Below are 13,451 nucleotides of genomic sequence, written 5' to 3' on the forward strand. Positions count from 1 at the left end.
TTTTTGCCAAGAAGCATTGTATAATGAAAATCACGATGTTGTCGCTCAATGGCTTATCACGCTATGTGATAAACATATAGAGTGGTCGGCACTTTTTTCGGACAATGACAATGAACAAAGCTCAACAGGTTATGAAATATCAATGAATATTTTAATTCCTTGGCCTTTTGAGTACCAAGCAGTCAAAAATTTCCGAGCTCGCCATGGGTTGACAACACCCATCATTGATCATCCGCTATTAAAAACCCCCATGGCAATAGACCACCGTCCGGATATGATAGGATGGAAACAAAATATGCCCGCTATTTATCACCAAATGATTGATGACTTGATTTCGATTAATCCCGAGCTTCAAGTGATTCACAAGTTATTTTAATCACGATTAATAGGCAGTAATTTACTGACTGTGAATATAGATAATGTCGTGAAGCTGACGTCAAAAAACAAAAAAATTATTCAAAGTAGCGAACGTCAAGCGTTTTTTTTATCTGGAAAATGAATATCAACCGGTATTAGCACACTATAAGATTAAACGAATAATATTCTTTAATTTGCTAAAGAGAAACTGCTTGCAATATTAAGCAGTAGCCGAATTACCTGAGAATACTATTCCGCATGATGGAAATTTCTCTAACATTTAAATTTATTGATTTCGGTGATCGTTTGAACGACCACCTTTTATAAATAGGCAAATATATAGAATTATTCACAGGGCCTAGAATTCATCGCCCCAGTACTCTTCGATAGATATTTAAATACGCCTCCGCCGACTTTTGCCAACTCACATCTTTTGCCATTGCATTTTTTTGGACCTGTTGCCATTGTGCTGGAGAATCCCACAAAGCTAACGCGCGGTCGATTGCGGATTTAAGATCGGCGGCATGACTCTCATTAAACACAAAGCCTGTTGCCTCTTTGCGTTTTATCGCCTCCAATGAACAATCTGTCACGGTATCGGCTAGGCCACCAGTGTTGCGCACGAGTGGTAACGTGCCATAACGTAGCGCGTAGAGCTGTGTCAGGCCACATGGCTCAAAACGACTTGGCACCATTAATACGTCTGCACCTGCAATGACTTGGTGGGATAATGGCTCATCATAACCAATAATCGCGCGTACTTGATCTGGATATTGTGATTGAGCATGGCGATAGGCATTTTCGAGGTCGTGATCGCCGCTGCCAAGTAAAACAAACTGACTACCAGAACTCAGTAGATCCGGTAAGATTTCTAAGATCAGATCCAAACCTTTTTGGCGGGTCATTCGGCTAACAACAGCAAAGAGCGGTTTATCCGTTTGTTGCGCAAGGCCGAGGGATTGTTGCAAAGCCAGTTTGTTTTTTACCTTATTTTTTACACTACGCTCACTGTATTTTTGCGCAATTAAGGCATCACTTGAAGGTGACCAGACTTCAGTATCTATGCCATTTAAAATACCACTTAAGCGCTGCTCGTGGTTGAGCCGATTTAAAAGCCCATCGAGGCCATAAGCATAATGCGGATTTAAGATCTCTTTGGCATAGGTCGGGCTAACGGCGTTAGTATGATCGGCATAAAATAGCCCTGCTTTCATAAATGAGAGTTGACCAAAAAACTCCATTCCATCAACGTTGTAAAACTCAGGAGGCAACCACAGTTCATGAATATGATGGGGTGAAAATAGCCCTTGGTAAGCGATATTATGGATGGTGAACATACAGCGGGCAGGGTAGCCATAGGCTGCAAGGTAGGCACAGGCTAGGGCAGCATGCCAATCATGAGCATGCACAATGTCGGCTTGCCATAGTGGGTCACAGCCTCTGGCGAGTTCAGCGGCGATAAAACCTAATAATCCAAAGCGGCGATAGTTATCTTGATAGGCATTGTTATAACCATCGTGATAGGGGCTACCTTCTCGTTGGTAAAGGTGCGGTGCTTCAATAAGATATAATGGCGTATCGTTATATAGACAATAAAATAAGGTCACTTCCCCTGCGAATGTGTTAAGGGTCGTGACTTTTTGTTTATCAGCAAGTTGATTGATAATAGCAGGAAAACCCGGCACTAAGACTCTCGCATCTGCACCATGTTGCCGCTGAGCGGGCGGGAGTGCCGCAACAACGTCAGCCAGTCCACCTGTTTTTAATAAAGGAAAAAACTCGGCACAAACATGTAATACTTTCATTTTTTACTCCTTATTTTTCTTTGTGGCTGGCTTTATGGTCAGATATAGCGTTGATAACGGTGGCAGCGTCAATGCAATAGAATACTGGCAACCATGTGCCTTGATTGGCTGGCTGGAAATAGGAGCAACAGGATGCTTATCGCTGCCCCCATAGCGTGAATCATTTGTGTTTAATAAGACTTGATATTGACCGTGTAGCCTGACACCAATGCGGTAATCTGCTCGCGTTACTGGAGTGAAATGGCTGATTACAAGCAGCGGGTCGCCATTTTCGGCGTAGCGAATAAATGCAAAAACCGAATTATCGTGATCGTCGACGATCACCCATTCAAAACTACTTTCATTGTGATCGTTATCGTACAGGGCGGGTGTACTGCGATAAGTAACGTTGAGATCTCTGATCAGACGTTGAACACCAGCATGCGGGCTGGTAGGAATATCCACCAGATGCCAATCTAACTCCCCATCATGATCCCATTCACGCCATTGTGCGATTTCTCCCCCCATAAACAGCAGCTTTTTACCTGGGTGCGCCCACATAAACCCATAATAGGCACGTAGCGTGGCAAGTTTTTGGTCAGGTGAGCCTGACATTTTGCGCAATAAGGAACCTTTACCGTGAACAACTTCATCGTGAGATAGAGGCAATATGTAGTTTTCACTCCACGCATACATCACGCTGAATGTCATTTTATTATGGTGGTATTTACGAGCGATAGGGTCTAGCTGTAAATAGCTTAACGTGTCATGCATCCACCCCATATTCCATTTGTAGTTAAATCCAAGTCCGCCAAGGGATGGTGGTAATGTCACCCCAGAGAAGTCTGTCGACTCTTCTGCGGCCATTAATACATTAGGCTGGATACGGTGAAGTAATTCGTTGGTATGCTGTAAGAAACTGACGGCCTCAAGGTTAATATTGCCACCATACTCGTTTGCAATCCATTCGCCGTCAGGGCGGCTATAATCGCGATAAATCATCGATGCAACAGCATCAACGCGTAAGCCATCGAAGCCAAATCGATCTACCCAATAGACGGCATTATCGGATAAAAACTGGCGTACCTCGTGACTGCGGTAGTCGTAGATCAGAGTATCCCAGTCGCGGTGCTTACCTTCTTTTGGGTCAGCATACTCATAGAGTGGCGTACCATCAAAATTGGCTAACCCACTATTATCCGAAGGAAAATGGCCGGGCACCCAATCTAGGATCACATTAATACCTAATCGATGTGCTTCATCAACAAAGTCAATCAAATCTTGCGGCGACCCAAAACGGCTGGTAGGAGAGTAGATACCTAATGGCTGATAGCCCCATGAGCCATCAAAAGGGTGTTCGCTAATAGGCAATATTTCTAAATGGGTGAACCCCATCTCTTTAACATAGGGAAGTAATGTTTCTGCCAGTTCTCGGTAAGTGAGCCAACTATGGTTATTGGCTGAGCGCCGCCATGAACCAAGGTGAACCTCATAAATAGAGATAGGGGCATTGCGTTGGTTCGATTGGATTTGCTGTGCTGTGGGGTGGCGCTGTTTTGGAAGCAGGGAAACAATTGATGTCGTATCTGGTCGTAATTGGCTGCGAAAGGCATAAGGATCGGATTTTAATTGTATTTCGCCTTTTGCATCTAATATTTCATATTGATAGTGAGTACCTGCCTGAATCGCGGGAAGAAAGATTTCCCAAAGGCCATTTTCGGGATGATGGCGCATTGGGTATCGGCGACCGTCCCAAAAGTTAAAAGCGCCCACGACAGAGACTCGTTGGGCATTCGGTGCCCAAACACAAAAATGCGTACCTGTAATATCACCCACTTGGCGTACATGCGCACCGAGTGTTTCAAATGAGAAAGTACGCTGGAGGCCTTTGGTATCTGCATCGTGTAGTAATGTGCCGAAACGGTACGGATCTTCAATAACCTGTTGTGAATTGCCCCAGTTAACCTGCAAAATATAAGTGAAATTAGCGTCTAAGTCTGTTGCATCGCCTGAAAAAAAGCCGCGTTCATCAAGGCGTGATAGTTGCACAACGGGGGCTGCGGTCAACCTATCCAGTACGGTGACCTCTTGAGCATTTGGGAGTAAGACTCGAAAATAGGTAACTTTTCCTTGTTGATGCATACCAAGGAAAGCAAAAGGGTCACGATAATGTCCGGCAAATAATTGATCGATGATCAGTTGTTGCTCTGATGGTTTTTCTCTCTCTTTCATCACCTCTCCTGAATGAAATCAGTCGCAGCTAGCCGCCTTATATTATCGTTTTCATGATTAACTTTTAGATGCTAAAGGTAGCGTTAAAACGAGCGCTATTTGTTATTATTTATCTTTTCAATGATACAAAATAATAGTCCACAATTTCATTTGATAAAAATATTGAGATAAGTCAATAACTATCAAATTAGGAATGTTTTATATTTTAATATAGCGATAAAACAATAAAGCTGCTTGGTGTTGAAGTAAAGTCATCAAAAATAGATGAATTGGAAATGGTTTTGTTTCTTATGATAATAAGTCTAGGTGCTAAAAAGTCAACATCTATAACTAGTTGAATCTATGCGTTTAAATGCTTTTCAATTTCGGATGCTCTTGATTAAATATTACTGTCATTTATTGATGTGAAATATAAAAAATTAATTAATGACAAAACTAAAAATTAATATTGTTAAATGGAATTCTCTATTGCTTTATTAGCATTAGTCCGTAAATATAAGGGTAGTGATTAATAAAGTGTGAGACCCAGAGAGTTATTATGGATCAACCAACGAGTTCAACCGAAACTAATCAAAAAACGAAGAATGAAAAACGTAGAAAAGTCTGGATGGTAATTGCTTCAATTATTATTGTTCTACTGTTTGTTGCTTATGGTGCTTATTGGTTTTTGGTATTACGTTTTCAAGAATATACTGATGATGCTTATGTCTCCGGTGTGCAAGTACCTATTGTTGCGCAGACTACAGGTAATGTGACTCAGGTTAATTTTGAAAATACCGATTTGGTTAAAGCGGGTGATGTGCTGGTGGTTCTGGATAAAACCAATGCACGGCTAGCCTACGAGCAGGCAAAACATGACCTCGCAACCACGGTGCGCAAAACCAAAGAGCTGTACATTAATGGTGATGAATACCAAGCGCAAATCCAAAAAAATCGTATCTCACTTGCGCAAGCACAGAAAGATTATCAACGCCGCGCCGCTTTAGGACGAAGTGGGACTATCTCTAAAGAAGATTTACAACACTCCCAAGAAGCGGTGCAGTTGGCGCAAGCAGCCTTAGATATCTCCATTCAGCAATATAATGCGAACCAAGCACTATTGCGCAATACCGAGTTGAGAAAACAACCGGCAATCCAACAAGCCGCAGATAATGTGCGCAACGCATGGATTACTTTGCAACGTACAGAGGTGAAAAGCCCTATCACAGGTTATGTTTCGCGTCGTAATGTGCAAGTCGGTTCACAAGTCGGTCCGCAAGGCTCTTTGATGGCTATTGTGCCAGCTCAACCCGTTTGGGTGGATGCGAACTTTAAGGAAACACAATTAGAAAAGGTGCGCATAGGGCAGCCAGTAACACTCACCAGTGATTTTTATGGTGATGATATTGTGTATACCGGTAAAGTGGCTGGTTTGGATATGGGAACGGGGAGTGCTTTCTCTTTATTACCTGCACAGAATGCAACAGGTAACTGGATTAAAGTGGTACAACGTTTGCCTGTCCGTGTAGAGCTAGACCCTGAACAGGTTGCCAAATATCCGTTGCGTATTGGGTTATCAATGAATGCAACGATTGATATTAAAGATCAAAATGGCCCTGTGCTAGCAGAGGTTCAGCGTGACACGCCAGCATTTGAAAGTGATGTGCTGGTGTTAAAGCTGGCGGATGTCGATTCGGTGATCGACACGATTATTAACGAAAACGCGGATTAGCCCGAAAGGAGTGGCTGTGGCAGATATTCAACCACTAAAGGGCTCAAAGCTGGTATGGGCAACGATTGCATTGTCACTTGCAACCTTTATGCAGGTGCTGGATTCGACAATCGCTAACGTTGCCATCCCAACCATTGCTGGTGATCTCGGTGTTTCAATGTCACAAGGAACATGGGTGATTACCTCATTTGGTGTTTCTAATGCCATTTCCATTGCGATCTCTGGGTTCCTTGCTAAACGGTTTGGTGAAGTCCGTGTTTTTATATGGGCAACCGCTTTATTTACCATCTTTTCATTACTTTGTGGCTTCTCTGATAGCCTTGGCATGTTAATCTTATTTCGTGTTTTACAAGGTGCTGTTGCGGGGCCGGTGATCCCCCTTTCACAAAGTCTGATCATGCGTTGCTACCCCCCTAAAATGCAAAATATGGCATTGGCATTTTGGTCAATGACGATCATTTTAGCCCCGGTGTTTGGCCCTATTTTTGGTGGTTATATTAGTGATAACTTCCATTGGGGGTGGATCTTCTTTATGAACGTTCCACTGGGTATTTTTGTGGTTATTGTAGGCTCTATTATCCTTAAAGGAATGGAATCGAAAGTAGTCAATGTCCCGTTTAATTTGATTGGCTTGGCATTATTGTCAGTGGGTGTTGGTTGCCTTCAGGTCCTGTTGGATAAGGGGAAAGAGTTAGGATGGTTAGCCTCTGATGAAATTGTCACATTAGCGGTAATTTCCGCGATAGCATTGGTTTTTTTGGTTATTTGGGAACTAACAGACAAAAATCCAGTTGTTGAGCTTGCACTATTTAAATCACGTAACTTCACGATAGGCACGATTTCCGTTAGCTTAGCCTATATGGCCTACTTTGGTGCTATCGTTCTCTTGCCCCAGTTATTGCAGGAGGTCTATGGGTATACGGCAACATGGGCGGGGTTGGCCCTTGCGCCGATAGGGTTATTGCCCGTCTTGTTCTCTGCCCCCGTCGCGAAATTGTCAGACTTCCTTGATATTCGCTGGATAGTGACATTTAGTTTTGTATTCTATGCGATTTGTTTCTTCTGGCGGGCATATACCTTTGAACCAAGTATGGGCTTTTCTGCCGTAGTTTGGCCTCAGTTAGTGCAAGGGATGGCTGTGGCTTGCTTCTTTATGCCACTGACGACGTTAACACTGTCAGGTTTACCCCCTGAAAAACTGGCGTCGGCGTCAAGTCTTGCAAACTTCTTCCGTACTCTTGCAGGCTCGATAGGAACATCAATCACAACCACGATGTGGAGTGATAGAGAGTCGCTCCATCATAGCCAGTTAACGGAATACATCACTGACTATAACCCTGAATCGCTAGAGATGTATAAAGAGATGGCGGCACATGGCTTAAGTCATGAGCAGACATCGGGCTTTATTGCGCAGGAGATCACTAGCCAAGGATTAATCATTGCGGCCAATGAAATCTTTTGGTTATGTGGATGGGTGTTTATTGGACTGATTATCACCGTCTGGTTTGCAAAACCGCCTTTTGGTAGTAAAGCGTAAGTTAAATACGATAAGAGCGCTAACGATTAGCGCTCTTATCTTTTGAAGCTTACGGGTAGACAATATTGAGTGTCGCCGTGGTTTTGAGGGTGCCTTGGGTTGCTCGCTGAGGGTCCCATGCATAATAGTAAACAGCCATTGGAATACTAAAGTGCGGTTCCAGTTGGCCTCCTGCATTTACGTAAAACAGCGACGTTGCATTACCTCGGGAGTTTGGATTTTGTGAAATCACCACAGGGGTATTTGGCGCATTAGTTTTAACTAAGCGTAGCCCGATACCTTGTGCGGCATTGGCTGTTTTATCAATCAAGACCGTATTATCTGAGCTAAGCAGATTATTGCTAGATAAAAAGACATCGATCGCTCTTTCTGCCGTATTATTTGCGCCCCCAAGGTTCTCACAACGCATATTCAATGAAAACGGTGTATAGCCAGCTTGGTTTCCATTAATGACTTGATGGCGGCTTAATGTTGGTAATGTGACAACAAGCCCCGCATTTTGGAAAGCGCAGGTAGTTAATTTTGGTGCATATTTTAATATTAGTGGCTGACCGAACATATCACGGTCATCATAGGGCCAGTTAAAACCGTTAAATAACCATTGTAGGATTTTCAGAAGTTGTTTAACGGGCCATAGCACAATATCAAAAATTGACATTCCGCTTAAATCTGTGACGAAGAGAATATCATGTAGATGGACGGTATCACCGGCAATGAGCGTGCCTTGTTTTGGTTCAAGCGTAAATTTAATCGTCACTGGCGTATTTAACTCAGAAGCAGAGTGACGACCTGATTTATTCAGTTTCTTATTCGGAATATCATTAATGATTTGTGCCCTGACATGATATTTCCCATTCATAAAACTCAAAATGGTTGCATATTGGTTGTCAGTATTCAGGATTTTGGTATAACCAAATTCGCTTTGGCGGGTGGAACAATTAAAGCTACCCGAGTACTGTGTCGATATGGTCGTTGTCCACTCGGGGGTGGCGGGGGTGAGTTTATCCGACAAATCAATGCTAATTGGCGAAGCATAGCTTATGCCACTTTCATGGCAAATTGCCTGACTATAGCCGCTAAAGAGAATTAGGATTAAAAAAAGATAGGATCGCATCATGACATTCATCTCGTTATTGGCAAACGCCAGTGGGGCCGTCAAGGTTGTCTGGTAAGTTATGAATGGTGCAGTGACCCTCATTTAACCGAATAATGACCGACTTAGGAAAAGCTTCCGCTTTTAAATACAGCACACTGGCTTGCCCTACATAGCCAATCGCTTCTCCTTGAAGGTCAGTTACTTCTGCGCCGAAAGGTAATGCACTGCCATCTTGTCGTAATGCACGACTGAGCCAAGAGGTGCGCGTATCGGTTTTGAATTTCACTAAATTCACTGAACCTTCGATTGGTGCGCTATTTGCCATATTGCCGATAACTTCAGCGCCTTGTGTATTTTCTGTATTTGAAAGCATAATCGTATTTTTACGATATGGCGTTGCATAAGGTACTAATGCCAGTCCTTCTTTATTGGTCACGATACTTTGGTCGCCATTCACCATTAAGCCTTGTGCATGGGGCGCTTTGACGATGGTCATTGTATTGCCGATTTCGTTAGATGCGAGTATATCCCAAGGTATAGCGACTAAGCTGCCGCGTGCACTCAGCCCAGTTTGATGGTAGTCATTAGATTCACTGAGTGAACTACCAATAGTGGAAACATTTGAGCGATAAGCCATATTGGCGCTTGCCATGTTTTGGCCACCTTGCTGATTACTGCCGGAAAGTGAATAACTCAATCGGTTTGCTTCCAGAGCCGTACCACTTAAAGAAACGGTACTTTGTTGATAGTGAGAATCGGTAGCAGTAAGGCCTGTGCTGACCCATATATCATTATCAAATACAGACAGAGGTAAACTGATTGAAATATAGTAGCGATTTTCTTCTTCGCCTTTACCATCCCGTACTCGGCTAGCGGACAGTGAATAGCTGATATCTGAATACGCATTCGAGTAGCCTAGTTGGTACTCGCGGGTTGTTGGGGTAGTCGACCAATAGTCACGTTGGGAGCCGGAAACGTAGAAGGTTCCCCAGTTTTCAGGTAAGCGCTGATTTAAATTGATCGTGAAGGTATTTTTTGGACGAACCCCACGCATAGAATCCCACGTATTTATATCGAAAGCAGGTAATTCACGATGAGGCAGTGTCTCTGTGGCCTGTTTTTCTAAAGTTTCCTGATATAAACGATAACCTTCATGGGCATGAATCGAATCACTGAAGCTATAATAGCCTTTGGTCGAATAGCGATAGGCGGCTAAGGTGAAATTGGTAGCTGTTGTATTGAGAAACTTACTGTATGACACTCGCATACTTTGGCCTTTCTGCGTGTCATTAGGTAATTGAGTATTGGCATGTGTGATATCGAGAGAAACAGCACCAATAGGTAAGTTCCAACCAGAGCCGACCAGATAAGCTTGATAATCTTCACTTGCAATCACCCCCGTGTAGCCAGTGATTAGGTTATTAAAACCATATTCAAAGGTGCCTTGGAGAAATTTGGGCTGATAGTGACCATTTTCTTGGTTCACCTTACCAGCCAGCAGGGCATAATTACTTACCCCCTCTTTTAACATCCCCGGTACGGCAGAAAATGGAACCGTAAAGGATTGTTCTTGCCCGTTGGCTTCTTTTACGATCACTAACAAATCGCCAGCCGACCCCGTTGGCTGAATATTATCGATGGTAAATTGCCCTGGTGGCACGTTTTCTTGGTAAATAATACTGCCGTTTTGTATGACTTTGACAAGGGCGTTAGTTTGAGCGACACCTCTAACAATCGGGGCAAAGCCTTGTTGTGAAGTGGGGCGCATATTAATGTCTGAGGCGAGAGAAACGCCACGAACTCGCACTGAATCAAATAGTGTTCCCTGGGAGTAAAAATCACCTGCAATAAAATTGGATTGATATAATGGTAAAGCTTTGCGTAGATAGCGTGTATTATTTTCCCATTTTAAGCTATCACCTGAATGTTTTCGGAGTGAGCTGCTATCGCGAAATTGCCAAGAGCTAAAATTGAGCCCCGATTCAAAACCCGCGTAGAGATCATCACTCGATGATTTATCACCATTTTTATTCTTTGTTTTATAGTAAGTCGCGTTATATGAAAGCATGGCTGCGGGGATACCCTCTTCCCAAAATTCGGGAGGAACATAGCCCACTTCGTTGCGCAAAAGAAAGCTTTGTGGAATAGACATTTTGATGCTTAATGTACTGATATCGACATTAAAGCTACCACCTTGCACCAATTGTTCTAATGTATATTCCTGCTCTTCATCCGATGTTTCAGGTAATTTGATCCCTAAAAGTCCAGCTTCGCGTTTACTAAGAAAAATACGGTTGTGAGAGTCTGTAAATATAAAAGGATAACGGCCTTTCCAATCGCCATTAATAAAGACATCCATCTCTTGTGTACCCGCTGGCATGCTTTGCTCTTCATAAAAGCGAGACAGATCGGATTTCGCGGAATCACCAGCGAGTAAAGAGGTATCAAAACTCACCCCCCAGCTTTTTGATGTTCCAAGAATTAGGCAAACTGCTAATAGGCTCCTATGGCGGCCATGCAACTTCATTATTACAAGCTCTCTTATATTTTATTTTGCAATCACATCTTTATTTTTATAGGCGCCGAGATCATCGACATAGAGCAAACTGTATTTTTGACCTGCACTGACAGCGGTTTTAGTTGGTGCTAAAGCATGTGAAAACGGCGCTACCATGAGTGAATCGGTCAATATTTTTTTACCTTTTTTATCATCAACATTCGCAAGAGTGACGTAATAAGGACTATTGTTAGTGATACGGAATTGTTTGTTTTCCGCTTTCACTTCAATCTGTTCGAGTGCTTGTTCAACACCGGCTTGTAAGTGGTTCGGACGATAGAACAGTTTAATACGTGTTTTAATCGCCAACTGCATCGTGTTTTTCCCTTGCAGATGTTCTGGTGTTGGTGGGATATCTAATATATTTAAATAAAAAACAGATTCGCGATCGGTTGGCAGCGATGCGGGGAGTTTTTTAATGCGTAACTGTTGCCCATCATTCCCTGATACCTTAACAACAGGGGGAGAAAGCAAAAAAGGAACATTGGCTGTTTCTGGTGTTGAATTGATATCACCATCGTCAATCCATGATTGGACTAAGGCTGGATCATTTCCATTATTAATAAGTTGTACGATGGTTTCGTTATTTTTTTCTGGATAAATAACGCGTGTTCCATTAACAACAATATTAGCAAAGGCAGTATTAATACTAGCGAGTAAGGAAAATAAAATAAGTAGGCGCATAATAATAAACTCAGAAATAGCCAAGCTAATAAAATAGCCTGGCTATTTGGGTAAATAATTACAGATATGAAATGGTATAAGTGACGTTAGAGCTTAAGCTACCAACTCTTGCTGGCAGAGCATTCGTTTTATAGTAATAGATATCTAATGCTAAGGTTTCAGTGTTAGAGTCGTTGCCTTTGATATCAGTAACGAATGGTTGGTTTAATAACAGAGGAATTTGGTCTGTTGTTTTAGTAATGGCGAAACCAACGTTACGAGAAACGCTCGTGTCATTTTCATTAACTGTGGTATTTTGCAGATACTTACCATCAGTAGAAATATTATTTGCAGATGAGAAATAAATTTTCAGAGGGGTATCAGCAGCGCCGCTTGCAGAAGTACAGTTAGAGAAAGTGAGTGATACTGTTTTTTTATTTTTAGTAATAATGCCTTGAGTCGTGCCTGCATCTTCAACAGTGATTGGATTTAATGCAACAGTGAAATCCGCACTTTTACCGCCATTGATAGTACAAGTTGTATCAGTAATTGCGCCACTAAAGTTAATTACACCACCAGCTGCTTTTTCAGCAGCAAGTGCTGGTGTAGCAGAAAGAATTAATGCCGTTGCAACTGATAATGCAAATTTGTTATTCATTTTCTTCTCCGAGAAAAGCTGTATATATGTTAATAAAAGAGGAATGGCAAAGTTTGCGCCTTCTGTTATTTATAGAAATAGAAAGCCATCCTCAGCCAGTTTAAAAAAATTTATTAATTACGTTGAATTTAAAAAACAGAAATACGAAACGGCACTTTTTAACAAAGGCGCTTTATATTTCAGCCTCATTTAAATTTGAGGGTAATTTGATTTATATCAAATTTTATAGGGCGCTATTATACGTGTAATCATTTGTTTAAAAAGAGGGGGATTATTACTCATATTAGATTTAAAAATTAAATATCGAATTAGGCTCGGAAAAGATTGCTGATTACGTGTTAAAGGGCGTATTTTGAAAAGAGGGTGGTGTTTTATTTTTTAATTTCAGTTAATTCAGAGCTATATGTATTTTTTGGCTGCAAAAGTAGAGTTAAAAACTTGTTACCAAACGTTTCATTTTGTGGATTTGTATTTCTTTATTGATTTTAAATCAATATGTTAAGTCAGGTACTCCTTTGGTAGTAGTTGATAAATAGTCAAAATACATAAATTTTTTTGATGAAAATCATTTTAATAATTTTATTTTATTCAAATTTTTAATCTTAATAAATAAGTTTAGTCAAAATAAATATTTATATAAAAATGAAACTATTCTTAATATGTATTATTGTTAATAAATATATTCACCATGTGAAATATTTTTTTGATATAAACAATGACGTATCGATGAGTAAATATTAATCAATTTTAGGTTTTAACTATCATATTAATAGCTAATATCTATAAAATAACCGTATTAATAATAAGGTTTATTTTATATTGGCTCACTTCGAAAAAGGTCTGCCAGTTAAACTTA

The 13,451-nt window shown here is 41.4% G+C and carries 8 protein-coding genes and 1 pseudogene; 3 read left to right on the forward strand and 6 right to left on the reverse strand.

The window, feature by feature from the left end:
- A pseudogene (locus PSE69_RS16820) lies at positions 1–376 on the forward strand (hypothetical protein); the annotation flags it as partial.
- Positions 377–722: 346 nt separating this feature from the next.
- Here the strand turns inward: PSE69_RS16820 and glgA are convergent.
- Both glgA and glgB read right to left on the reverse strand, forming a co-directional pair.
- On the reverse strand, positions 723–2,162 hold the full coding sequence (gene glgA / locus PSE69_RS16825) for a glycogen synthase GlgA (RefSeq protein WP_004923412.1): 1,440 nt from the start codon (positions 2,160–2,162) through the stop codon (positions 723–725).
- Between the two features lie 3 nt (positions 2,163–2,165).
- Positions 2,166–4,373 carry a 1,4-alpha-glucan branching protein GlgB gene (glgB, locus tag PSE69_RS16830; RefSeq protein ID WP_121875226.1) on the reverse strand — a complete coding sequence of 736 codons (2,208 nt, stop codon included), beginning with the start codon at positions 4,371–4,373 and terminating at the stop codon, positions 2,166–2,168.
- Positions 4,374–4,911: 538 nt separating this feature from the next.
- Between glgB and emrA the strand changes: the two genes are divergently transcribed.
- Positions 4,912–6,084: a multidrug efflux MFS transporter periplasmic adaptor subunit EmrA gene (emrA, locus tag PSE69_RS16835; RefSeq protein ID WP_004923418.1), complete on the forward strand. Its 1,173-nt coding sequence runs from the start codon at positions 4,912–4,914 to the stop codon at positions 6,082–6,084.
- Between the two features lie 16 nt (positions 6,085–6,100).
- A complete protein-coding gene (locus tag PSE69_RS16840) occupies positions 6,101–7,621 on the forward strand; it encodes a DHA2 family efflux MFS transporter permease subunit (protein ID WP_014657040.1) in 1,521 nt (506 codons plus the stop codon).
- A gap of 49 nt (positions 7,622–7,670) precedes the next feature.
- Here PSE69_RS16840 and PSE69_RS16845 read toward each other — a convergent pair whose 3' ends face one another.
- The 4 genes from PSE69_RS16845 to PSE69_RS16860 are packed head-to-tail and all read right to left on the reverse strand — an operon-like array spanning position 7,671 to position 12,595.
- Positions 7,671–8,738, reverse strand: coding sequence for a fimbrial protein (locus tag PSE69_RS16845; RefSeq protein WP_040132675.1), 1,068 nt, complete (start codon positions 8,736–8,738; stop codon positions 7,671–7,673).
- Positions 8,739–8,751: 13 nt separating this feature from the next.
- Positions 8,752–11,244, reverse strand: a complete 2,493-nt coding sequence (locus tag PSE69_RS16850) for a fimbria/pilus outer membrane usher protein (protein ID WP_121875227.1) — start codon at positions 11,242–11,244, stop codon at positions 8,752–8,754.
- 21 nt (positions 11,245–11,265) lie between these two features.
- Positions 11,266–11,961: a fimbrial biogenesis chaperone gene (locus tag PSE69_RS16855; RefSeq protein ID WP_072503009.1), complete on the reverse strand. Its 696-nt coding sequence runs from the start codon at positions 11,959–11,961 to the stop codon at positions 11,266–11,268.
- A gap of 55 nt (positions 11,962–12,016) precedes the next feature.
- Positions 12,017–12,595, reverse strand: coding sequence for a fimbrial protein (locus PSE69_RS16860; protein WP_004923436.1), 579 nt, complete (start codon positions 12,593–12,595; stop codon positions 12,017–12,019).
- Positions 12,596–13,451: the final 856 nt, after the last annotated feature.

The organism is Providencia sp. PROV122, from assembly GCF_028482365.1.
GTDB classification, from domain to species: Bacteria; Pseudomonadota; Gammaproteobacteria; order Enterobacterales; family Enterobacteriaceae; genus Providencia; species Providencia stuartii.

Coding starts and splice junctions, on each gene's coding strand:
- emrA (WP_004923418.1), top strand. CDS start 4,912: ATGGATCAACCAACGAGTTCAACCGAAACTAATCAAAAAACGAAGAAT.
- PSE69_RS16860 (WP_004923436.1), bottom strand. CDS start 12,595: ATGAATAACAAATTTGCATTATCAGTTGCAACGGCATTAATTCTTTCT.
- glgB (WP_121875226.1), bottom strand. CDS start 4,373: ATGAAAGAGAGAGAAAAACCATCAGAGCAACAACTGATCATCGATCAA.
- PSE69_RS16850 (WP_121875227.1), bottom strand. CDS start 11,244: ATGAAGTTGCATGGCCGCCATAGGAGCCTATTAGCAGTTTGCCTAATT.
- glgA (WP_004923412.1), bottom strand. CDS start 2,162: ATGAAAGTATTACATGTTTGTGCCGAGTTTTTTCCTTTATTAAAAACA.
- PSE69_RS16845 (WP_040132675.1), bottom strand. CDS start 8,738: ATGATGCGATCCTATCTTTTTTTAATCCTAATTCTCTTTAGCGGCTAT.